Origin of the sequence: Novosphingobium indicum, assembly GCF_014645195.1 — a bacterium.
In the GTDB taxonomy this organism is placed as follows: domain Bacteria; phylum Pseudomonadota; class Alphaproteobacteria; order Sphingomonadales; family Sphingomonadaceae; genus Novosphingobium; species Novosphingobium indicum.
Genome location: NZ_BMLK01000012.1, coordinates 113,403 through 136,643, shown reverse-complemented (window position 1 = coordinate 136,643; position 23,241 = coordinate 113,403). Strand labels below are relative to the sequence as shown.

19 protein-coding genes are annotated in these 23,241 nt (G+C 63.6%); 11 read left to right on the top strand and 8 right to left on the bottom strand.

What is annotated here, in order from left to right; genetic code table 11:
- Positions 1–7: 7 nt before the first annotated feature.
- Entirely contained in the window at positions 8–550 is a 543-nt protein-coding gene (locus IEX64_RS13870; protein ID WP_188820295.1) for a hypothetical protein, read from the bottom strand.
- Between the two features lie 832 nt (positions 551–1,382).
- Here IEX64_RS13870 and queF point away from each other — a divergent pair.
- A complete protein-coding gene (queF, locus tag IEX64_RS13865) occupies positions 1,383–1,841 on the top strand; it encodes a preQ(1) synthase (protein ID WP_188820293.1) in 459 nt (152 codons plus the stop codon).
- Here queF and IEX64_RS13860 read toward each other — a convergent pair.
- Positions 1,838–2,110, bottom strand: coding sequence for a hypothetical protein (locus IEX64_RS13860; RefSeq protein ID WP_188820291.1), 273 nt, complete (start codon positions 2,108–2,110; stop codon positions 1,838–1,840). The genes queF and IEX64_RS13860 overlap by 4 nt on opposite strands.
- Positions 2,111–2,301: 191 nt before the next feature.
- Between IEX64_RS13860 and IEX64_RS13855 the strand changes: the two genes are divergently transcribed.
- Positions 2,302–3,867: a carbon-nitrogen hydrolase family protein gene (locus tag IEX64_RS13855; protein ID WP_188820289.1), complete on the top strand. Its 1,566-nt coding sequence runs from the start codon at positions 2,302–2,304 to the stop codon at positions 3,865–3,867.
- 13 nt (positions 3,868–3,880) lie between these two features.
- On the top strand, positions 3,881–5,665 hold the full coding sequence (locus tag IEX64_RS13850; RefSeq protein WP_188820287.1) for an SLC13 family permease: 1,785 nt from the start codon (positions 3,881–3,883) through the stop codon (positions 5,663–5,665).
- 13 nt (positions 5,666–5,678) lie between these two features.
- On the opposite strand, the gene IEX64_RS13845 is transcribed toward IEX64_RS13850, so the two are convergent.
- A complete protein-coding gene (locus tag IEX64_RS13845; protein ID WP_188820285.1) occupies positions 5,679–6,980 on the bottom strand; it encodes a cyclic di-GMP phosphodiesterase in 1,302 nt (433 codons plus the stop codon).
- Positions 6,981–7,157: 177 nt separating this feature from the next.
- Between IEX64_RS13845 and IEX64_RS13840 the strand changes: the two genes are divergently transcribed.
- The 3 genes from IEX64_RS13840 (at position 7,158) to IEX64_RS13830 (ending at position 9,831) form a co-directional block, all read left to right on the top strand.
- Entirely contained in the window at positions 7,158–8,513 is a 1,356-nt protein-coding gene (locus tag IEX64_RS13840) for a GntP family permease (protein WP_188820283.1), read from the top strand.
- A gap of 75 nt (positions 8,514–8,588) precedes the next feature.
- The gene (locus tag IEX64_RS13835) at positions 8,589–9,308 is read left to right on the top strand and encodes a GntR family transcriptional regulator (protein WP_188820281.1); all 720 of its coding nucleotides are present in this window, start codon (positions 8,589–8,591) and stop codon (positions 9,306–9,308) included.
- A 103-nt stretch (positions 9,309–9,411) separates the two neighbouring features.
- Positions 9,412–9,831, top strand: coding sequence for a GlcG/HbpS family heme-binding protein (locus IEX64_RS13830; RefSeq protein WP_188820279.1), 420 nt, complete (start codon positions 9,412–9,414; stop codon positions 9,829–9,831).
- Here the strand turns inward: IEX64_RS13830 and IEX64_RS13825 are convergent.
- Entirely contained in the window at positions 9,828–10,751 is a 924-nt protein-coding gene (locus IEX64_RS13825) for an SMP-30/gluconolactonase/LRE family protein (RefSeq protein ID WP_188820277.1), read from the bottom strand. The two genes, IEX64_RS13830 and IEX64_RS13825, sit on opposite strands and share 4 nt — an antisense overlap.
- A 167-nt stretch (positions 10,752–10,918) precedes the next feature.
- Here IEX64_RS13825 and IEX64_RS13820 point away from each other — a divergent pair, with 167 nt between their 5' ends.
- Both IEX64_RS13820 and IEX64_RS13815 read left to right on the top strand, forming a co-directional pair.
- Positions 10,919–11,875, top strand: coding sequence for a hydroxyacid dehydrogenase (locus tag IEX64_RS13820; RefSeq protein WP_188820275.1), 957 nt, complete (start codon positions 10,919–10,921; stop codon positions 11,873–11,875).
- Positions 11,872–12,594 carry a 4-carboxy-4-hydroxy-2-oxoadipate aldolase/oxaloacetate decarboxylase gene (locus IEX64_RS13815; protein ID WP_188820274.1) on the top strand — a complete coding sequence of 241 codons (723 nt, stop codon included), beginning with the start codon at positions 11,872–11,874 and terminating at the stop codon, positions 12,592–12,594. Before IEX64_RS13820 ends, IEX64_RS13815 begins: the two co-directional genes overlap by 4 nt.
- Positions 12,595–12,659: 65 nt before the next feature.
- On the opposite strand, the gene IEX64_RS13810 is transcribed toward IEX64_RS13815, so the two are convergent.
- The 4 genes from IEX64_RS13810 to IEX64_RS13795 form a co-directional block, all read right to left on the bottom strand.
- Entirely contained in the window at positions 12,660–14,465 is a 1,806-nt protein-coding gene (locus IEX64_RS13810) for a DUF389 domain-containing protein (protein WP_229710345.1), read from the bottom strand.
- Positions 14,462–15,739 carry a cation:proton antiporter gene (locus IEX64_RS13805; protein WP_188820272.1) on the bottom strand — a complete coding sequence of 426 codons (1,278 nt, stop codon included), beginning with the start codon at positions 15,737–15,739 and terminating at the stop codon, positions 14,462–14,464. The genes IEX64_RS13810 and IEX64_RS13805 overlap by 4 nt, the downstream gene beginning before the upstream one ends.
- Positions 15,740–15,842: 103 nt before the next feature.
- A complete protein-coding gene (locus IEX64_RS13800) occupies positions 15,843–16,268 on the bottom strand; it encodes a nuclear transport factor 2 family protein (RefSeq protein WP_188820270.1) in 426 nt (141 codons plus the stop codon).
- Between the two features lie 11 nt (positions 16,269–16,279).
- A complete protein-coding gene (locus tag IEX64_RS13795) occupies positions 16,280–17,014 on the bottom strand; it encodes an enoyl-CoA hydratase/isomerase family protein (protein ID WP_188820268.1) in 735 nt (244 codons plus the stop codon).
- 298 nt (positions 17,015–17,312) lie between these two features.
- Between IEX64_RS13795 and IEX64_RS13790 the strand changes: the two genes are divergently transcribed.
- Genes IEX64_RS13790 through glgC form a run of 3 tightly spaced genes read left to right on the top strand, consistent with a single transcriptional unit; the run spans position 17,313 to position 23,192 of the window.
- Entirely contained in the window at positions 17,313–19,742 is a 2,430-nt protein-coding gene (locus IEX64_RS13790; RefSeq protein WP_188820266.1) for a glycogen/starch/alpha-glucan phosphorylase, read from the top strand.
- The gene (gene glgB / locus IEX64_RS13785; protein WP_188820264.1) at positions 19,739–21,904 is read left to right on the top strand and encodes a 1,4-alpha-glucan branching protein GlgB; all 2,166 of its coding nucleotides are present in this window, start codon (positions 19,739–19,741) and stop codon (positions 21,902–21,904) included. Before IEX64_RS13790 ends, glgB begins: the two co-directional genes overlap by 4 nt.
- Positions 21,905–21,929: 25 nt before the next feature.
- On the top strand, positions 21,930–23,192 hold the full coding sequence (gene glgC, locus IEX64_RS13780) for a glucose-1-phosphate adenylyltransferase (protein WP_188820262.1): 1,263 nt from the start codon (positions 21,930–21,932) through the stop codon (positions 23,190–23,192).
- The last annotated feature ends 49 nt before the right edge of the window (positions 23,193–23,241 follow it).

The window sequence follows — 23,241 nt, the reverse complement described above, 5'->3', positions numbered from 1 at the left end:
GAGAAGCCTAGCTCGCTGCGCGGGCGTGGTCGAGGCCCAAGAGTGTCGTGCGGCGGGCGCTTTCGATCTCGCGCGCGATCAGCCCGGTGAAGTCGCGCGGGCCGGTGTCGACCCGCAGGGGGGACAGAGCCGGCCCGCTGCCCGGCAGGCCGATGGTGAATACGCATCCCAACTCCAGGTGCGGCAGGTGGGGTTCGTTGTCGCCCAGTAGGGCGAGGCGAACCAAGGGGACCATGAGCTGGGCATTTCCCTGATGCACCGCGCGGATCGCATTGAGCGGCAGTTGCAGTTCGCCCTTGATGTCGAACATCTGCCCGGGGGCGAGTTGGGGAAACTGTCCGACGACCTGCATCGCATCGGGATGCGGTGATAGCTGAATCTCCTGCGACAGCGATCCGTGGGCAGAGATCATGTCGGCCAGCAGCTTGCCGGATGGAAATTCGGTGTTCGCGGTAAGCCGCAGGTGAAACTGCAACGTCGCGTAGAACAGCGAAAGGCGCAGGACGGCAGGCTGAAAATCGATCTGGCCGCTGGCGCGACTGGTGGCCATGGCCGGTACAGGCGGGGGTACGGGTTGCGGGGCCGCTTTCGGTGCAGGGACAGGAGCGGTCGGGACCTCCGGGGCTGGCGTGTCCGGTTCGGCGGTCTCGGCAAGCGGCGTGTCTTCCGAAGGCGAAGGCGCAGCCGCCTTCCGGCGTCTTAGCATAAGGAAGCCTGCGATCAGCGCGAGCAGGGCCAAGGGAATGACCCACCACCAGGCAGGCGCGTTGCCTTCATTCGCGGCGGCCTGGACCGTCTCCACCGGTTTGGGGAGCGGGTCAGCCGGCTCGCGGGGCGCGGTCGTCGGCGCAGGCGCAGCTGCAGTCGAAGGCGATGCTGCAGAAGTGGGCTGCGGTGTCGGAGCAGGTTCGGCCGGTGCTGGCCGCGGCGTTGCGGGAGCTGTCGGCGCAGCAGACGGGCTTTGCGGTGTTGGCGACGCGGTAGGCCGGGCGGCTGGTGCTGCGCTCGGTGTGACGCGCGGGGCGGGGGGCCTGATCGCAGGAACCGGCGAAGGCGGCGCTTCGGTGGGCTGCACGATCGGGTTTTGCGGGTCGACCGGGCCTTGCATACTGCGGCCGGTAGGGGTGGGATCGGGCGCGGGGAGGGTCCAGTCCTGCAGCGATTGCGCATGGACACCCGCCGGTGCTGCCACGACAATCGCAGCCAGTACAATGCCGAACGGTATGGATTTCCCTTTGCCCCTCATGATTGCCAAGCATCAAGTCGGGTGGCGCTGAACCGCATGTTAATGCCGGGCGAGCCCGCGACCAGTTGTTGCGTCATGCCGCCGAACGGCCGACTTGGCGCTTGTCACGGCGCGAGCTTAGCGGCATGGCCGTGGTATGAGCGATAGCCCCCAACCTTTGCACCTCGGCCAGAACAGCGCGCTTCCGGCGTCGCCCGAAGAAGCGGTGCTCGACTATGTGCCCAATCCGCGCGCGGGTTCGCTGTACCTCGTGCGGTTCGCTGCGCCGGAATTCACGTCGCTGTGCCCGGTGACCGGACAGCCCGACTTCGCCCATCTGGTGATCGACTACGCGCCGCAGGCGAGCATCGTCGAATCCAAGAGTCTCAAACTCTTCCTCGGATCCTTCCGTAATCACTGCGGCTTCCACGAAGACGTTACCGTCGGTATCGGTCAGCGCCTTTTCGACGAGATGCAGCCGCACTGGCTTCGGATCGGCGGATACTGGTATCCGCGCGGCGGTATTCCGATCGACGTATTCTGGCAGTCCGGCGCGCCGCCTGAAGGACTTTGGGTGCCGGATCAGGGGGTGCAGGGCTATCGCGGGCGGGGTTAGAAACCGGCTGACGCAAATTCCATGCCGTTGACCCGGGTAAGGTCCACGGTGCCTTTACCCAGAAGGGCAATCTGCCGGCTGGTCAGGCACTGCGCGAATACCGTCGGCGCATCTGCGCGCATGGCGGCGTCGGTACCCAGCGCCTCATCCAGCTGTGCGGAGCACTGGGCCTGCGTTTCATACGTCTGAACCGGAGTCGAGAGGCGCTGGCAAGCGGTGCCGTCGTCCGAACACCCAAACAGGGCCAAGGCGAAGAGTGTTGCGCTCATTCGATATCTCCTTTCTTATCAAGAAGAACGTGCCAGCGGCTGTTTTTATCCCGGCAGCTTGAAAAATTCCGATCCGGGCCGACTTTCCTCGCCGAAATTCGACCTTTGCAGGCGTGGCTGAGACCAAATCTGCACTTTCTCGCAAATCCCCACTGGAACCGCGCGAAACCTTGCGCGTAAGAGTACCCCACATGGATCAGACCAAAGCGAAACTCATCATCCGCGAGGCCGTTGTTGCCGACGCTCCGGCTATCGCGCGCCTGTCCGTCAAGGTGTACGGCAAGGCCGATTCCTTCACGCGGGCCGAACTCCGCGGACAAGTGATCAATTTTCCCGAAGGCCAATTCGTCGCCGAATACGAAGGCAAGGTGGTTGGCCACTGCGCCACGATGATCGTGCCGGCCGATCTCGCCTTCAAGCCGCATACCTGGGAAGAAATCAGCAACGGCGGCTATGGCCGTCCGCCTGCCGAGGATGGCGATGTCCTTTACGGGTTCGAAGTCTGCGTCGATCCCGACTACCGGCGCCTGCGCATCGGCCAGCGGCTCTACCGCAAGCGCAAGGAACTGTGCCAGAATTTCGAGCTTAAAGGCATCGCCTTCGCCGGCCGGATGCCCGGCTACTATCGCCGCAAGCGGACTTATCCCAACCCCGCCGACTACCTGCAGGCGGTCAAGGAAAAGAAGATCCGCGACCAGGTCATCAATTTCCAGATGAACCAGGGGTACGAGCCGCACGGTATCCTGCGCGACTATATTCCCAACGACAAGGAAAGCGGCGGCTGCGCGGTCCTGATGTACTGGACCAACCCGCTCGCCCCGCGAGACACCGGCAAGCTGATACCCGGGCTGAAGGAGCGGGTGCCGTCGAGCGTCCGTGTGGCGACGGTCCAGTTCATGATGCGCAAGATCGAGACCATCGATCACTTCGAGGAGCAGGTCGAATACTGGGTCGATGTCGCCGCCGATTACGAGAGCGACTTCGTGGTCTTTCCCGAACTGTTCACGCTGGCGCTGCTGTCCATTGAGGAGCGCAAGCTCGAACCGGCCAAGGCGATCGACAAGATTGCCGATTACACCGACCGGTTCGTGGAGTTCATGCAGCGCATGGCGGTCAGCTATAACATCAACATCATCGGCGGCTCGCACCCGACGCACGCCAAAGTGGAGGACGGCAAGACCGAAATTCGCAACATCGCCTATACTTTCCTGCGCGATGGCTCCGTGCACGAGAGCGAGAAGCTGCATCCGACGCCGTCGGAACGGCGCTGGTGGGGCATCAAGGGCGGCTACGGGGCCAACGTGATCCAGACCGATTGCGGGCCGATCGGTGTGATGATCTGCTATGACAGCGAATTCCCCGAACTTGCCCGCCACCTCGTCAACCAGGGAGCGCTGCTGCTGTTCGTGCCCTTCTGCACCGACGAGCGGCGCGGATATCTGCGCGTGCGCTACTGCTGCCAGGCGCGGGCTGTCGAAAATCAGTGCTACGTCGTGACGTCGGGTGTAGTAGGCAATCTCCCCAATGTGGAGAACATGGACGTGCACTACGCCGAAAGTGCCATTCTGACCCCTTCGGACTTCCCGTTCTCGCGCGATGGCGTGGCCGCTGACACGGCGCCCAATACCGAGACGATCGCGATTGCCGATCTCAGCCTCGATTCGCTGCTGACTGCCCGCCAGTCGGGCGCGGTCCAGAACCTCAAGGACCGGCGTTTCGACCTCTACAGGGTCGAATGGACGCAGGCGCAGGGCTGAGCGCTCGGCCTTTATGGACTTCCTGCCAGACCTTCACGCGGCCGGCGCGATCCTCATTGCGCTGGGCATGTTCTATGGGTTCATCAACGGCCGACTGCGGGTCGAGCTGGTTTCGCTGCTGACGATCGCCGCGATCGCGCTGCTGCTCTACGTCTTTCCCATGCCGGGGCAGGACAAGTATGCCGGTCTCGCTCTCGCGTTCGAAGGCTTCGGGCACTACGCGCTCGTCACGATCTGTTCGCTGATGATCCTCGGTCGCGGCATGGTGGTGACAGGCGCGCTCGATCCTGCTGCCCGCGCGCTCGGCCAGATCTGGCGGACCAACAAGTCCTTCGCGCTGCTCTTCACGCTGGTCGTGTGCATGCTGCTCAGCATGGTCATCAACGACACCCCGGTTCTGGTTCTGATGATCCCGATCCTGGTGCAGATGGCCATGAAAGGCGGAATGCCCGCTTCCAAGACACTGATGCCGGTGAACGCGGCGATCCTGATCGGCGGCATGTCGACGACGATCGGTACGTCGACCAACCTGCTGGTTGTCTCGATCGCCAACGATCTCGGCATGCGGCCGCTCAACGTCTTCGAGTTTACGCCGATCGTTCTCGTCGCGATGCTGCCGGCCATTCTCTACATGTGGCTGATCATGCCGCGCCTGCTGCCCGACAATACCAAGGCGGTTGCAGTCGAAAGCCGTCGTTTCCTGTCCAAGCTGCGCGTATCGAAAGAAGCTGCGCTGCGGGGCAAGACGATCGAGGAAGCGCGCGGATCGCTTCCCGATGGTGTGGATATCTGGCTGCCGCCGGGCACCGGCGGACATATCGGGCACAGGGTTCTTGCCACCGGCACGTTCGAAGGGTTGCAGGAGGCTGCGCGCAAGCTCTCCGCGACGCTGGCACCGACCTGGCTGGTTGAACGCATCCGGGCAGACTCGGGCCGTGCGGGCAAGGACATGATGGTCGTCGAAATGATCGTCGCCCCCGACAGCCGCCTGATCGGACTGACTCCGAAGACGGCAGGTTTCGAAGGTGTGGCGATGCTGGGCATCCACCATGTGCGCCAGCCCTTGCGCGATACCCGCCCCTACACGCCCGATGCGCCGATGCAGGAAGGCGATGTGCTTCTGGTCATGGGCCTGCCCGACGACCTGCATCTCTTCGCCGAAGTCGATGGCTTGCTGCAGCTCGAAGGCGGTCGGGAGATCACGCGCTCGGGCAAGGCACCGGTGGCGTTTGTCATCATGCTCGTTTCTGTCGGCCTCGCTTCTGCGGGGCTTGTTCCCATCGCCATTTCCGCTCTGGCCGGCGCTATCATGATGTTTGCGACCGGATGCGTGCGGTTCGAGCGCGTAGGCAGGGCGCTTTCCGGTCAGGTGATCGTGCTGGTGGCCGCGTCGATTGCGCTCGGCAAGTTCATGCTGGTGTCGGGCGCGGCCGGCTGGCTGGGCGGGATCATGGCGACGGGACTGCAACACCTTCCACCGGCCGGTGTCTTGGCGGCGATCATGGTCTTCGTGACGACGCTTACGAACTTCGCGTCCAATTCCGCGGCGGCGGCGGTCGGCACGCCGATTGCCTTCAACATCGCGGCGCAACTCGGGCTCCCGGCAGAACCGCTGGTGCTCGCTGTGCTGTTCGGCTGCAACCTGTGCTACGCGACCCCGGTCGCTTACCAGACCAACATGATGATCCTGGCAGAGGGCGACTACAAGTTCGCCGATTACATGCGACCGGGCATTCCGCTGGTACTGATCATGGTCGCGGCGCTCTCGGCCTCGCTGGTGTTCTGGTACGGGATCTAGGTCTCGACCAGCCTTACGAGGCTTGTTTCGCGCCCAGCGTAAACAGCTGCTCGCGCAAGTCCTCCGCCGGGGGCAGGCCGTATTCGGCAAGATCGGCGATGCCGGCAATGGCGTCTTCGCCAAAGCAGTTGGCAAGTTCGATGACTTTCGCTTTCACGTGCTTGCCTGTCGTGATCGAGTAGAAGGCCCGCACGGTCGGCAGCGCCGGTTCGGAGGTGTCCTGATCGATGACCATGGCAATCCGGTCCGAGCGCAGCCGTACAAAAGAACCAACCGGATAGACGCCGAGCGCTTCCTGGAAGCGGGCGAGAATCTCCGGATCGTAGGCGCCTTCGCGCCCCATCATGGTCCGCATGGCTTCCGCCGGGTCCCATGGCTCGCCGGTCGCGGCACCCGAAACCAGCAGGTCGAACCTGTCGCAAATCGCGGCCATGCGCGAGATCAGGTCGATCTCGCGGTCCTCAAGGCCTTGCGGAAAGCCCGAGCCATCCATCAATTCGTGGTGGCGCGCCACGGCCTGAAGGACCTCTTCGGGAACCTCCTCGGCGGCGGCCAGCAGGTCGCGGCCGACGTAGCAATGCCGGTGCCACAAGTCCGGATCGATACCTTCGACGCCGCGATCCAGATCGGTCAGATCGATGTCGAGCCGGCTGACGCCGACGTCCAGCAGCAGTCCCGCCATGCCCGCCGTGCGGGTTTCCTGCGGCGAAAGGCCCAGATGCCGGGAAAGCGATACCATCAGCGCGCTGACCGACAGCATATGCTTGTAGATCGCCTCCATTTCCGACTTGCAGCGCATCAGCCCGGAAAAGGCGTAAGGGTTGCGCTCGATCGAGGCGTGGATGTCTTCCACGACGGGGGCGACTTCGGCGACACGTGGCGCCTTGCCGAGGCGCGCTTCGATGAACACTTTCGAGATGACCTTGCGCGCCTGTCCGGCGGTGCGGCGGGCATTGCCGAATTCGCGTGCCACCGAAGAGGTGCCCGGACGCGCGGCCATCGGGCGAATCGCCGGGCGGATCGCGGCGGGGGCAGCCGCTGCTTTGGCCGCGGCCCGCTGATTGCGCGCTTTCAGGCTAGGGTGAAGGGCCGGGCCGCGTGCGGGTGGCGCTTCCGCTGGCGCAGGCACGTCTTTTCCGCGATCGGTATCGATCACCACGGCGTCGAGCGCGGCCTGGCGTACGGCCTGCAGCTTTTCGTCGTCCTCGATGAGAAATTTTGCGCGCCAGAACGGATGACTCAGCCAGCTTCCCTGAAAGCTGTGAATGTACATTCCCATTTCGACCTGGGTGGTGGATATTTCTTTTAATGCCATGCGACCGCCAAAACCTTTTGTCAGGCTTTCGTCATAAGGCGGTGTTGATAAACGGAGTCGCTAGGCCTTTGGCAAACGGCGCATTAACAAACTCTCAAAATGCCGAATGGACATTGGCGGGCCTCGTCTGCAACATGCGGGCATCATTCGCAAAATGGGGCAGGGGAGAATGAAGCCTTGATCAGTGCCATCGGTCTTGCGGGAGCGCTCATCCTCCTGATCTGGATGACCGTGCGGGGCGTGAACATTCTTCTCGCCGGGCCGATCGCGGCGGCGCTCGTTGCCCTGACCAGCGGAATCGCCTGGTTGCCGCCGCTCGCCGGTGACGGCGCGCCCGACTTTGCGACCGCCTATATGAAGGGCTTTACCGGTTTCTTCGCCGACTGGTTCCTGATGTTCCTGCTGGGCGCGATCTTCGGCGAAGTCATGGGTGCCAGCGGCGCAGCGGCAAGCGTGGCGCAGTGGGTGGTTCGCAAGATCGGCATCCGCCACGCTGTCCTGGCCGTCGTCGCGGCCTGCGCGGTACTGACCTATGGCGGCGTGTCCGTCTTCATTGTCGGCTTTGCTGTCTATCCGCTCTCGGTCCACTTGTTCCGCGAAGCGGACCTGCCGCGCCGGTTCATTCCGGCGTCGCTCTGCTTCGGTTCGGTGACTTTCACGATGACCAGCGCCGGGTCTCCCGAGATCCAGAACCTGATCCCGATGCAGTATCTGGGAACCGACGCCTATGCCGGCTGGCAGGTCAGCCTTGTCGTGGCGCTATTGATGGCGGGTCTCGGCTATTTCCTGCTCGATCGCATGGTGAAGCGGGCCGTGGCGCGCGGCGAGCGGTTCGAGCACCGGCCCAGCGACGATTCCATCGATGCCAATCGCCATCTGCCGCATCCGCTGCTGTGCCTGCTTCCGCTTGCTGCGGTCCTGGCCGTGTTCATGGTGTTTCAGTATCCGCAGGCGCTCGGCCCGCTTTCCGCGCTGCTGCCAGGGGCATCGCTCGGCAAGTGGGCGCTGGTGGTGGCGCTCGGTGCGGGTACGGCCCTTGCTGTGTTGATCGGCCTGCGCTCGCGCGGGACCATGCCAGCGGCCTTTTCGCGCGGAGCAACCGGCGCTGTCGTGGCGATCACCAATACCTGTGCCGTCGTCGGTTTCGGTGCAGTCGCTGCGCTCTCGCCCGCCTTCCAGATGGCGCTCGATGCGGTTCAGCACATCCCAGGAGACCCGCTCATCGGCGCGGCCATTGCCGTCACCGTCATCGCAGGGCTGACGGGATCGGCCTCCGGCGGTCAGACGATTGCGTTGCCGCTGCTTGCTCCGGCCTATCTTGCCATGGGCGCGAACCCGGCCGAACTCCACCGTACCGTCGCCATCGCCAGCGGTGCGCTCGATAGCCTGCCGCACAACGGCTATGTCGTGACCACGGTCCGCGCGATCTGCGGCGAGACGCACCACGATGCCTATCCCGCCGTCGGCGTGCTGACGGTCCTCGTGCCCATTCTCGGGCTCGCGGTGGCAATCGCACTCTTTTCGCTGACCTGACGCTGGCTTTTGTGATCGTTGGCCTGTGCGGGGAAATCCGTTATGGGTCATCGTATACTTAAATACGGGGCGTGCATGAGTAAGGACCAAGCCATCGTTGCCAGCCAGAGGGTGGCGGACATCCTCGCCGAGCGGATCCTTTCGGGCGATTTGGCGCCCGGCGCGCGGATCAAGCAGGACGAACTGGCGGACGAGCTGGAGACCAGCCGCATTCCGGTGCGCGATGCCTTGCGCATGCTGGAGTCGCGCGGTCTGGTTACCATGCGCGCTAACGCCGGCGCGCGCGTGACCAGCCTGACCCGGCGCGATCTGGAAATATCCTACGAAATCCGCGAGCGGATCGAGCCGCTGTTGCTGGCGGATAGCGTGCCTCATCTGACCGATGAGGATATTGCCGACCTGCGCGGCGTGATGGATCGCAACGAGAAGACCAAGGACATCGACGAAGCCATTGCTTTGGGGCGAGAATTCCACTGGATCACTTATCGCCGCCACAACACGCCGCTGCTGGCGCAAATGGTCGAGCGGGTTTGGGATACGACGCAGAGCTATCGCCGCGCCTATATGAAGCTGGCGATGGGTGGTTCTACGGCCGGGGCCGGACGCACCCACGACATCGAGCACCAGTTGCTGTTCGACGCGATTGCCACGCGGGAAGTGGAGACAGCGCAGGCTGCACTCGTCATGCACATCCGCCGCACGCGCACCGCGCTGGTTCGGTACGGTCACTTGCTTAGCGGTTCTGCCGGAGAGACAATGCCCTTTCCGCCTGCCGTCCTCGACACGGTCGAATAACCTCGTTTTCGTATCTTTGTATACATAAGAGCTTGCGGCTGGACAGGTGCGGGCGCTAGGCCGGTGGCCGATATTCCATCGTACGATTTGAGAGGACCATGCCATGATCAGCCTTGAACAGGCCCGCACCGTCATTGCCGCCGCCCGCGCCAAGGGGCGCGAAATGGACCTCAATCCGCTTACGGTCGTGGTGCTCGATGCCGGTGGCCACCTCGTGGCTATGGAGCGCGAGGACGGCTCGGGTTACGGTCGTCCCGATATCGCCGGCGGCAAGGCGGAAGGCGCGCTCGCCATGGGGACTTCCAGCCGCAAACTGGGCGATATGGCGGCTGACCGCCCGCAGTTCATGGCGGCGCTGTCCGCGGCATGGAACGGCAAGCTGATTCCGGCTGCGGGCGGTGTGCTGATCAGGGATGCTGGCGGTACGCTGCTCGGCGCCGTCGGCGTCAGCGGCGACCTGTCAGACAAGGACGAGGAAGCCGCTTTCGCCGGGATTGCAGCGGCAGGTCTGACAGCGGGCTAGATGCTAGCCGGACAGATCTCGCGCCCGGGCACCGGCATCTCGACTTTGTAGACCGTGCCGGTGCTCGATTCCGTGAAGAACAGCCACTTGCTGTCCGGCCCGCCATAGGCGGCATTCGTGGTGTAGCGGCCTTCGGGTACGTCGATGCGCAGCATCGGCTCGCCCCGGTCGGAAAACAGCCAGACCGCGCCGAAGCCGACATGGCAGACGACGAGATTGTCGTTTGCGTCGATGGTCAGCCCGTCCGGGCCTGAGCCGCCCGACATCTGGATATACGTGCCGACCTTGCTGATCACCTCGCCCTCATTGACGAGGGGGCAGCGCCACACCGCGTTGGCGCGGGTGACGGCAAGGTAGAGCGCTGTTTCCGCCTTGTTGAGCACGAGACCATTGGGCGAGGGGATGCCGTCGAGCATCAGCTCAAGCCGGTCGCTCCCGGCACGCACACGGAACAGGCGGCCGTTGGGATTGTGCCAGCCGGACTGGCCCTGATCGGTGAACCAGATGTCGCCGTTCTTCGCGATGGTAAGGTCGTTGCAACCCAGGAAGGGTTCGAGCAGGTAGCGGTCGAACCAGGGCTCGCTTTTGCCGGTCTTGGGATCGCACAGCACCATGCCCTTGTGGTGGTCGGCGACCAGCAGGCGTCCGTCGGTGAGGAACTTCATCCCGTTCGGCTGCCCGTCGTATTCGAAGCCGACTTCGCAGGAACCGTCCGGCGCGATCTTGAACATCCGGCCCCAGGGAATGTCGGTCACCCACAGGTTGCCGTCTGCGTCGAAGACCGGCCCTTCCAGAAAGACCGGGGCTGCCGCGCCGTGGAGCTGGACCTGCGCCCATTCGGTGGTCTCGCCGAAGCGGCGGAACTTGTCGGGAATGCGGCAGAATACTTCGGCCGTGACGGCGGGCGGGGCGGCGAACATCACTCTCTCCTCACGTGATCGCCCGGACGGCGAACGTCCGGATCGGATACATGTTTGTTGCGTGGAGCCCTATTATGAGTTGACCTCGCAGCCAAGACCTTTCACGGAGAGCGACGCCGCTTTTTCGGAAATGGTATACATAAACCGACGATAGGGAGCAGGTTACGGTGAGTTCACGCGAACTCGTATGCATTATCGATCCGATCCATCCTGCCGGGGTGGAGCGCATCGCTGCCGGGCATGACGTGATTGCGGGCGAGGGCTGGCGCGACGATCCGCGGCTGGCGGATGCGAGCGTGATCGTCATTCGCACCAGCCCGCTCGGCGAAGACGTTTTCGGTCCGATGCCGCGTCTCAAGGCGATCGTGAAGCACGGGGCGGGGGTCGACAACATCGACATTCCCGCGGCGACCGGTCGCAAGGTGATGGTCGCTAATACGCCGGGCGGCAACAATTCGACCGCCGTGGCCGAAGGCGCGGTCTCGATGATGCTGGCGCTGCTGCGCCGCGTGCGCGAGATGGATGCGCTCGTCCGCGAAAACCGCTGGGCCGAGCGCTGGGCCATCCGGCTGGGCGACCTGACCGGCGCCAGGGTGGGCCTGATCGGCTTCGGCCGCATCGCGCGCGTGGTGGCGACTATTTGCAGCGCCGGTTTTGGAGCCGAGGTCGCGGCCTACGATCCCATGGTTGCGGACGAGGATATCCGCGCGGCAGGCGTCGAGCCGATGGGACTGGCCGATCTGCTGCAGCGCGATGTCATCTCGATTCATACGCCGCTGACCGAAGGCACGCGCAATCTCATCGACACGGTCGAACTCGGCCTGATGCAGCCGCATGCCATTCTGGTGAACTGTTCGCGCGGCGGCATCATCAACGAGGACGCACTGGCCGAGGCTCTGCGCTGTGGCCAGCTCGCCGCGGCGGGGATCGATGTGTTCGAGGCCGAACCGCCGCCTGCCGACCATCCGCTGTTCGATCTGCCCAATTGCCTGCTGTCGCCGCATGTCGCGGGCGTCACCGAAGCAGGCATGAAGGACATGGCGCTCAACGTCGCCGCCGTCATCGAGGACGTGGCCGCCGGCAAGACGCCCGCAACCCTGCTCAATCCGGAGTCGCTTGCATGATACCCCCCGTCAAATCCGTCATCTACAGTCGCATTCCGCGTCCCGATCCGGCGCTTGTCGCCCGCGCGGCAAAGTTCGGCATCGCCGATCTGCACGAAGGGTTGGGCGAGATTGCCGGGCGGATGTGCCTGATGAGCCCGGGCATGGTGCCGATCGCGCCGGGGCAGAAGGTCTGCGGGCCTGCCGTAACCGCCTGGAACTTCCCCGGCGACAACCTTGCCATTCACGCTGCCCTTTACACTGCCGAAGCAGGCGACGTGCTGGTCCTGACCAATGGCGGCGGCCATCAGGGCGCCTTGTGGGGCGATGTCGCCTGCACTTTTGCCAAGAAGAAGGGGCTGGTCGGCACCGTCGTCCATGGCGCCACGCGTGACGTCGATGCGATCCGAGAGCTGGGCTATCCGGTCTGGTCGACTGCCGTTTCGGTGGAGCACCCCAAGAAGCGCGGGCCCGCCGCCGTCAACGTGCCGGTGGTGATCGACCACGTGCTCGTGGAGCCCGGCGACCTGATCGTGGGCGACAGCGACGGCATTCTGGTGATCCCGCGCGATCTGATCGAACTGGCCGTGAACAATGCCGAGACCCGTGCCGCCAAGGAAGTCGAATTCCGCCGCCGCATCGAGGAAGGCGAAGTCCTGTTCGACATCCTCGGCATGCGCACGGTGATCGAGGATCTGGGCATCGCCATCAAGGACTGCACCTGGGAGGAGGACCGCTAGGCCATCGGCCCTGCGGCCCATGCAGGAGACCGGAGCCGCCCACTGCGAGCGGTTCCGGTCTTTTTTTATTCTGCCTGCGCTGCTGTCTCGGCTTTTTCCGCAGCTGCCTTCTCGGCGGCGGCTTTGGCAGCGGCCTCCTGCGAGGGGCTTTGCGCATAGATGCCGATGGTCGCGACCACGGGCGGCTCGGCACCTGCGGTCTGAGTCTTGGGGCGCATGGAGGCTTCGGTCTCGGTCGGCGGCGCGATGATATGCGCTGCGATACCCGCATCGGACAGTTGCTTGGAAAGGATTGTCAGCGCGGGCTCGTCCGCGCCAGAGAGCGATACCTTGCTCATGCCCCAACGCGTCAGGGTCCAGACGGCGAGATCGGTCGAGATCGCATTTTCGGGCGGCTTGGGTGCGTCTTGGCCATCGCCGGCGGCCGTGCCCTGGCGTAGCAGAACCGTGAGGTTCGGTTGTGGCGGCGGGACGAGGCGCACTGTCCAGCCGGATACGGCTTTCGTCGCCTGCTGCTCCACCGCGCGGTAGTCCGCCAGCGTCCAGCCCGGTGCGGGGACAGGCTCGGCATAGACCATACGCTGGGCGCGGTCGGTCCAGAGCGAGCGGGTGGGGAGGCCGATGGCCTGCCGGATGGTCTGGAATGGCGGCACATCGGCAGCAATACCGGCGGCGGTACGTTCCATCGCGGCATCGACCATGGCACGGGTCTGTGCCTGAACGTCGGCGGCAAGGACCTGCTGGAGGTTGATTTCCACGTTCTCGCCGAGGGTTTGCCTGATCAGACCCTCGGCCTGCTCGGCAGCGTTGGTGGTATAATTGCGGGCAATGACGAGGGCATCGACGGTAGGCGCGCCGAACACGCTGGTCTTCACGTCGAGCTGGGCAACGGTCACGCCCTGATTGCCGCAGGCTTCGACAATCGCGCTGCGCGCGGCAGTGCGGATGCGGGCCTCGTTCGAGAGCTTCATCAGCGTCATCGAAAGCGGCGTGGCCAGCGCCAGGAACGCGGCGATCAGGATGGCGATGTAGCGCGGCGTCAGCTCGACGCGACCGAGCGGGCGGGCCGCGCCGGACAGGCGGGCGATCACGGCGAAGGCAAAGGTGATCGCTGCGAGGTTGGTCAGGAACAGCAGCAGCGCGCCCATGGCGAACATCGGCTGGAACACGCCGATGCCATAGCCGATCACCGTCAGCGGCGGCATCAGGGCAGTGGCGATGGCGACGCCGATGGCCGTGCCGCCCTTGCCGATGACCGTCGAATAGCCACCGGCGATTCCCGAGAACAGCGCGACGGCAAGGTCGAGCAGGTTGGGTTCGGTGCGGGCAAGGATTTCAGGCGTGGCGTTTCGGATCGGCGAAAGCCAGGTCAGCAGCATGCCGGTAAGGATGCCGATGCCCGCACCGATGGCGACGACCTTGATGGCGTCGCGGATGCGGTGGCCGTCGAGCGAGGCGAAACCGAAGCCCATGGCCGCGATCGGGCTCATCAGCGGGGAAACGAGCATCGCGCCGATGACCACGGCGGTGGAGGACTGCAGCAGGCCCAGCGTGGCAATGCCCGCGGCAAGCGCGCACATCAGGATATAGCCGCGCGTGAGCTGGCCTTCCTTGCGCACGGTCTGGCGCAAGTCGAAAGCGAGGTCGGGCGTCAGCTGCGGCAGCAGGATGGCGCGCGCAAACTTGATGCGCATGAGATGGAACACGGCCTCGCCGCGGCGCACCCACTGCGGGCGGTTGCGCCACATCTCGTTGAGACGGCCCTTGTCTTCTTCGTGTTGGGGGAAGGGGCGGCCTTCACCGGGGCCGGGCTGACCGGGCAGGCGTGCGTCGGGCATGGCCGGACCGGCGTCAGTTGGATTTTGGTTCAAGAATCGAGATCCAGTTCGGGAGAATAGCGTTCCTGCATGCGGCGGATCAGCGAGCCGATCGAACCGCCCTGCACGACCACGGCAAAGATGACGACGATGTAGGTGGCAACCAGCAGTTCGCTGCGGATCGCGGATATCGGCAGAGCCAGCGCCAGGGCGATCGAAATACCTCCGCGCAGGCCGCCCCAGACGAGCGTGGGAAAGGCGAGCGGGCCCATGTCGATCAGGCGTTTCATGGCGGCTAGGGGGATGCCCACGGCAATCATCCGCGCGGCCAGCACGATCAGGATCGCACCGGCGCCCGCCGCGAGATAGGCGGGCCGAAAGTCGAGCGCGATGACTTCGAGGCCGATCAGCAGGAACAGGACGGCATTGAGGACTTCGTCGATCAGCGTCCAGAACTTCACGACGTGGTCGCGCGTCACTTCGCTCATGGCATTGGCCATGCCCGCGTTGCCGATGATCAGCCCCGCCACGGCCATCGCCACCGGGCCGCTGACGTGGAGTCCCATGGCAAGGCTGTACCCGCCCATGACCACGGCAAGACTGATCATGACTTCGATCACGTATTCGTCGATCGACTTCATCGCCAGGTAGCCGATCCAGCCCACGGTCAGCCCCAGCGCGGCGCCGCCCAGCGCTTCCTGCATGAAGTGGCTGATGGCAAAGCCCCAGGTGAACGCCTCGGTCCCGGTGGCGATGGCGATGAGGATGGTGAAGACGACAACGCCGATCCCGTCGTTGAACAGGCTTTCGCCGGCAACGGTTGCCTGCAGCGTATCGGGCATCGCGGCGCGCTTCATCACCGCCATCACCGAAACCGGATCGGTGGGGCTGATCAGCGCACCGAACACGAGGCACCAGATCAGCGGTATTTCAATGCCCAGCGCGAGGGTCAGGAACTGAAAGGCGAACCCGACGATGGCGGTCGAGAGCAGTACGCCGATCGTACTGAAAATCAGGATCGGCCAGCGCCCCTTGCGCATGTGGGTCCAGTTTACGTGCATGGCCCCGGCAAAGAGCAGGAACGAGAGCATGCCCTCCATCAGCGTGGTCGAAAAATCGATATCGGCGAGAAAAGTGCCGAGCTGATCGGCCAGCGTGCTCGACGGGACCAGCTTGTCGTAGGCTACGACCATCAGCGAGGCGAGGGTGCCCATCACCGTCAGCCCGACCGTCGAAGGCAGGCCGAGCACACGGTAGTTGAAATAGCCCAGTGCGGCAGCGAGCACGATGAGAATGGCGGCTGCGTCGAACGCTGTCAGGTCATGCATGCAGATTTGCTTAGCGTGACCTGCGCGTGTTTCCTAGCTGTAGTTAGAGCGCGTCGGTCATCCCAGCCCGCGCTTTGATGACGGGGCAAATTTGTTCCTCTGCCTAGCTCCAGGGCAATGCTTCTGCCCTCGCTTCCAGCAGTGGACCGATGGCTTCATCGGCGAGGATCGTGCAATAGTATTCGTTGACGTGAACGATGCGCCCGTCGCGCAGGGTGAAGACCATGCAATACTGGTTGCAGTAGGGCGTCCCGTTCACCAGCGTGGCATTGCCTTCGAATTCCACCGCGACGCGGTCGGCTTCCGCCGTGACCGAGTGGATCGTCGGGTTCATGCCTTCGGGCATCAGGTCACGAAAAGCGCCAAGTGTTCCGACAATGGTGTCGTAGCGGCGCTCGCCGGAGAGTTTGCCGAAGCCCTTGGCGATGGTGACGGCTTGCGGATCGAGACACCGTGCGCCGGCTTCCGCATCGCCGCGATCCATCGCCGATATGAAGGCGAGAACGACGTCCTTGTTGGTCTGTGTCATGGCTTCCCCCCTTATTTCTTCGTAAACCGGGCCAACCGCTGGGCATGATCGGGCGCGAAGCCCGGATAGTTGTCGAACTCCCACGCTAGCCCTTCCTCAAGCGTCATGCCGTCGGTGGCGACGAGCAGCTTCTTGGTTTCGACGTTGGTGTGCCACGAGTTCTCGACCACCTGACCGGCGAACCCGCCGACAGTTGCCTCGAGCGCATCATCTTCCGCCAGAATGTCGACAAGCCCCAGCCGGTGCGCTTCCTCCGCGTCGATGGGCTGCGCGGAGAACATCATGCGCTTGGCCTGGCTGGCGCCGATGCGACGGGGCAGGCGCTGGGTCATGCCCCAGGCACCGACGAGGCCCCACTTGCCATGCGTGTCGGCAAACCGCGCAGAGCGCGCGGCGATGATCACGTCCGCTGCCAGAGCCAGTTCGAGTCCACCGGTGAAGCAGACACCGTGGATGGCCGCGATCACCGGCTGCGGCAGCATTGCAAGGCGGGCGATGACGCCGGGTTTGAAGCGGCTGTCGGTGAACCCCTTGCCTATTCCTCCGATATCCGCGCCCGCGCAGAATGCCCTGCCGCTCCCCTTCAGGACGACGCAGCCGATGCTGTCGGTCTGGCTTTCCAGCACGGCGCAATGCGCATCGAGTTCCTCGAAAGTTTCGGTGTCGAGGGCATTGAGCTTGTCGGGCCGATTCAGCGTCAGCGTGCACAGGCCGTTCTTGTCCTCGCGCACAATGCGTGTGGTCATCTTGCATCCTCTCCCGTCCTCTTGCGCCCGGCTTACCGGGATGAGCGCGCATCGCAAGTCCCCGCAGGGGACCACTACGTGCGCAGAATCCGCGCACGCCGGCCATGTTTTGACTGCTAAAGAAATACCCAAGAAAAAAATGCGGCACTGCACAATGACTCTTGTCGCTTTCTTGGCCTGTGCTAGCCATAATACCCAGAAGATTGGGAAAGGTGGGGGGCGTCCCCGTGTACGCGTAACCGGTGCCGCGCGCTCGGGGCCAGTCAGGTGCCGCGCCGGTCATACTAGGAGTGCTCTAGTGGCAAGCGATCCCGTCTCCGTGCCAAAGCGTGCCGAACCTTCGGAATTCGACAAGCATATCGTCAAGGTGCTGCGCCACCGTGTCGGTAAGGATGAACGCGCGGCCAAGCAGCACGACTGGTATACGGCATCGATCTACGCGCTGCGAGACGAGATCATCGATCGCTGGATCTCCTCCACCCGCCGGACCTACGACGAGGGCGGCAAGCGCGTCTATTACCTGTCGATGGAGTTCCTGATCGGGCGGTTGCTGCGCGATGCACTCTCCAACATCGGCATGACGTCGCAGATGGAAAAGGCGCTGGCTGCGCACGGTCTGGAATTGTCGGCGCTCGAGGAACTGGAGCCCGACGCCGCGCTCGGCAACGGCGGTCTCGGGCGTCTGGCGGCCTGCTTCATGGAAAGCCTCGCGACGCTCGACATCCCGGCTTACGGCTATGGCATCCGTTACGTGAACGGCATGTTCCGCCAGCGCATCGATGATGGCTGGCAGGTCGAACTGCCCGAAACCTGGCTCGCCCACGGCAATCCCTGGGAATTCGAACGCCTCGAAAGCTCGTACCGCATCGGTTTCGGCGGCGAGGTCGAGGCCGAAGGGGACGGGGTGATCTGGAGCCCCGCGGAAGAGATCGAGGCGACGGCGGTCGATACGCCGGTCGTCGGCTGGCGCGGAAAGCGGGTCAACACGCTGCGGCTCTGGACCGCGAGCGCGCTCGATCCGATCCGTCTCGACGCCTTCAACGCCGGCGATCATATCGGCGCCCTGGAAGAGCAGGTCCGGGCGGACAGCCTGGTGCGTGTGCTCTACCCGGCGGACTCCAGTCCTTCGGGGCAGGAACTGCGTTTGCGGCAGGAGTATTTCTTCACCTCGGCTTCCATCCAGGACATCGTGCGGCGCCACGTCCAGTACGAAGGCGATATTCGCACGCTGCCCGAAAAGGCCGCCATCCAGCTCAACGACACCCACCCTTCGGTGGCGGTTGCAGAGCTCATGCGCATCTTCGTGGACATCCACGGGCTGGAGTTCAACGAGGCTTGGGAGATCTGCAAGCAGACGATCAGCTACACCAACCACACGCTGCTGCCCGAGGCGCTGGAAACGTGGCCGCTGCCGCTGTTCGAGCGCCTGCTGCCGCGCCACATGCAGATCATTTATGCGATCAACAGCCGCATCCTGCGCGAAGCGCGCAAGGCCGGCTGCAGCGACGAGCAGATTGCCGCGATCTCGCTGATCGATGAGGGCGGTGAGCGGCGGGTTCGCATGGCGAACCTGGCCTTCGTCGGCGCCCATTCGGTCAATGGCGTAGCCGCTCTTCATACCGAGCTGATGAAGGAAACGGTCTTTGCCGACCTGCACAGCCTCTATCCGACGCGGATCAACAACAAGACCAACGGGGTCACGCCGCGCCGCTGGCTGCAGCAGTGCAATCCGGGGCTGACCAAGGTCATTCGCGATGCGATCGGCGACGACTTTCTCGACGACGCCGCGAAGCTCTCCGATCTCAATGCGCTCGCCAACGATTCCACTCTGGGCGAGCGCATTCACGAGGTGAAGCGCTCGAACAAGCTGGCGCTGGCGGACTACATCAAGAAGACCATGGGTATCCGGCTCGATCCCGATGCGCTGTTCGACGTCCAGATCAAGCGCATTCATGAATACAAGCGCCAGCTTCTCAACCTGATCGAGACGGTGGCGCTCTACGATCAGATCCGCAGCCATCCCGAGCGGGACTGGGTGCCGCGCGTAAAGATCTTCGGCGGCAAGGCGGCGTCGAGCTATCACAACGCCAAACTCGTCATCAAACTGGCAAACGACATTGCCAGAAGGGTGAACAGCGATCCTTCGGTTGGTGGGCTGCTCAAGGTTGTTTTCGTGCCCAACTACAATGTCAGCTACGCCGAGAGGATCATCCCGGCGGCAGACCTGTCGGAGCAGATTTCGACTGCGGGCATGGAAGCTTCGGGTACAGGCAACATGAAGTTTGCGCTCAACGGGGCCCTGACGATCGGCACGCTCGACGGCGCCAACGTCGAGATCAAGGATCATGTCGGCGACGAGAATATCGTGATCTTCGGACTGACTGCCGAGGAGGTCGCGCAGAAGCGGGCAAACGGTTATAACCCGCGTGAGATCATCGAAGGGTCGCGTGAACTGGCGCAGGCGCTTTCAGCCATCGCGTCGGGAGTGTTCTCTCCGGATGATCGCAACCGGTACGCCGGGCTGATCGGCGGCATCTACGACCATGACTGGTTCATGTGCGCTGCCGATTTTGATGGCTACGCTGCCGCGCAGCGTTCGGTCGACGCTCGCTGGGAAGACAAGGCGGGATGGCGCAAGGCAGCCATTCACAATATTGCCAATGTCGGATGGTTTTCGTCCGACCGTACAATTTCCGAATACGCGAGGGACATCTGGAAGGTCTTGTGAAGCCATCGGTTAGTGCCATCGAGTCCCTGCTGGAAGGGACCCACGCAGACCCGTTTGCGCTTCTGGGGGTGCATGCCGGACCTGCCGGCACGTTTGCCCGGGTGGTCCTGCCCGGCGCCGAAGAGGCGGAGGCTTTCAGTCTCGATGGGCGCAGGCTCGGCTCGCTGGGCAAGGTCGACGACCGGTGCCTGTTCGAGGGGGGGCTTCTCGCCGATCCGCAGCCGATCCGCTACCGCTGCCGCGCGCGCGGGCACGACTGGCTGGTCACCGATCCCTATACCTTCGGGCCCGTGCTCGGCCCGGTCGACGATTTTCTGATCGCGCAGGGCACGCACTTGCGGCTGTTCGACAAGCTGGGCGCGCACCTTATCGAGCATGAGGGCTGCAAGGGCGTGCACTTCGCCGTCTGGGCACCCAATGCGCGGCGCGTGAGTGTGGTCGGCGATTTCAACGACTGGGATCCCCGGCGGCACATCATGCGCAACCGGACCGATATCGGCGTGTGGGAGATCTTCATTCCCGACATCGGCGACTATCGGGCGTACAAGTACCATATCGTCGGCGCGGACGGGCAGACTTTGCCGCTCAAGGCCGATCCTTTCGCCTTCATGTCGGAGATTCGCCCCAACACGGCATCGATGACGGCCGTCCCTGCCAAGCTCGACTGGGGGGATGAGGATCATCGCGCCCATTGGGCCTCGATCGATGCGCGCAAGGTGCCGATCTCGATCTACGAGGTTCATGCCGGATCCTGGCAGCGTGACCGCTGGAACTGGTTCCTCAACTGGGACGAACTGGCTGAACGCCTGATCCCCTATGTCGTCGAGATGGGCTTTACCCATATCGAGTTCATGCCGATCAGCGAGCATCCCTACGATCCCTCGTGGGGGTACCAGACGACCGGTCTTTACGCGCCGACCTCGCGCTTTGGCGAACCGGCGGGGTTCGCCCGCTTCGTGGACGGGGCTCACCAGGCCGGCATCGGCGTGATCCTCGACTGGGTGCCGGCGCACTTCCCCACTGACGAGCACGGCCTCGTCCGCTTCGACGGGACCGCGCTCTATGAGCATGAGGACCCGAAGCTGGGATTTCACCCGGACTGGAACACGCTGATCTACAACTTCGGACGGCGCGAGGTACAGAGCTTCCTCGTCAACAACGCCTTGTTCTGGGCCGAGCGCTACCATGTCGACGGACTGCGCGTGGATGCGGTCGCCTCGATGCTCTACCGCGACTACTCGCGCAAGGAAGGCGAGTGGCTGCCCAACGATCAGGGCGGACGCGAAAACTGGGAAGCGGTAGACTTCCTGCGCGCCACCAACCGCGCGGTTTACGGCGAGCATCCGGGGTTCATGACATTCGCCGAAGAGTCGACATCCTGGCCCGGCGTGACCCAGCCGGCGGACGACCGCGGCGGGCGTTCCGCGCTGGGCTTCGGGTTCAAGTGGAACATGGGCTTCATGAACGACACGCTGCGTTACATGAGCCGCGATCCGGTGCACCGGCGCCACCATCACGAGGACATCACCTTCGGGCTGGTGTACGCTTTTTCCGAGAACTTCGTGCTGCCGTTGAGCCATGACGAAGTGGTCCACGGCAAGGGGTCGCTGCTTTCCAAGATGAGCGGCGACGACTGGCAGCAATTCGCCAACCTGCGCGCCTACTATACGATGATGTGGGGCTATCCGGGCAAGAAGCTGCTGTTCATGGGGCAGGAGTTCGCCCAGCGCCGCGAATGGAGCGAGGAACGCGCGCTCGACTGGGATCTTTGCAATGCCCCTGCGCATGCCGGGGTGCGCAATCTCGTTCGCGATCTCAATCGCCTCTACCGCAACAAGCCGTCGCTTCACGGTGGCGATTGCGAGGCCGATGGGTTCGAATGGCTTGTCGTCGACGATGCCGAGAATTCGGTCTTCGCCTGGTTGCGCAAGGGGCCGGTGGGCAAACCCATAGCCGTCGTTGCCAACATGACGCCGGCACTGCGCAGCAATTACCGTTTGCCTCTGCCTCTCGCGGGCAAATGGAACGAGGTCATAAACAGCGATTCCGTCCACTATGGCGGATCGGGCAAAGGCAATTTGGGACAGATCAAGGCGGCCGACGGGCACGCCATGGTTACACTGCCGCCGCTGGCGACCGTCATGTTCGAATATGCCGGTTGAAGCTGGATAGGAGAGAATACCTGCAATGAGGACGTCGACCGGACAGCCGCTCGCTCGCGATGCCATGGCTTATGTTCTGGCGGGAGGCCGGGGGAGTCGCCTGAAGGAGCTGACCGACAATCGCGCCAAGCCTGCCGTCTATTTCGGCGGGATGAGCCGGATCATCGATTTCGCCCTGTCGAACGCGATCAATTCGGGCATCCGCCGCATCGGTGTGGCCACGCAGTACAAGGCGCATAGCCTGATCCGCCACATGAACCGTGCGTGGAATTTCATGCGGCCCGAGCGCAACGAAAGCTTCGATATCCTGCCCGCCAGCCAGCGCATTTCCGAAATGCTCTGGTACGAAGGCACGGCCGATGCAGTCTATCAAAACATCGACATCATCGAGTCCTACAGTCCCAAGTACATGGTCATCCTGGCCGGCGATCACATCTACAAGATGGACTACGAGTTGATGCTGCAGCAGCACGTCAACTCGGGTGCAAACGTAACGGTCGGATGCCTCGTGGTGCCGCGCATGGATGCGACGGCGTTCGGCGTGATGCATGTCGATGAGAACGATGTCATTACCTCGTTCCTGGAGAAACCGGCCGATCCGCCGAGCATTCCCGGCGATCCCGATCACGCGCTCGCCTCGATGGGCATCTACGTTTTCGACACGAAGTTCCTGTTCGACGAACTGCGCCGCGACGCTGCAGATCCCGACTCCAAGCGCGACTTTGGCGGCGATATCATTCCGCATATCGTCAAGCACGGTAAGGCGCAGGCTCACCGCTTCACCGCCTCGTGCATCCGTGCCGCCGAGGAGATCGAGGAATACTGGCGCGATGTGGGCACCGTGGACGCCTATTTCGAAGCCAATCTCGACCTCACCGATACGGTGCCCAAGCTCAACATGTACGACAGGGACTGGCCGATCTGGACGGACACCATCGTCGCGGCGCCGGCGAAGTTCGTCCACGATCAGGATGGACGGCGGGGGCAGGCGATTTCCTCGCTCATCAGCCAGGACTGCATCGTTTCGGGCGCCATGGCGCGCCGTTCCTTGCTGTTCACCGGCGTGAAGATGGGCAGTTGGTCGAGTGTGGATGAGGCGGTGGTCCTGCCTTACTGCAACATCGGCCGAGAGGCGCGTCTCAGCCGAGTGGTCGTCGATTCCGGTGTGCGCATTCCCGAAGGCCTCGTCGTCGGGGAGGATCCCGAACTCGATGCGCAGCGCTTCCGTCGTACCGAAAATGGGGTATGCCTGATTACCAAGCCGATGATCGACCGGTTGGATCTTTGATCCGCGGCGATTTTCGGCCAAGGCTCTTCATCACGAAGCGCGGGAATTA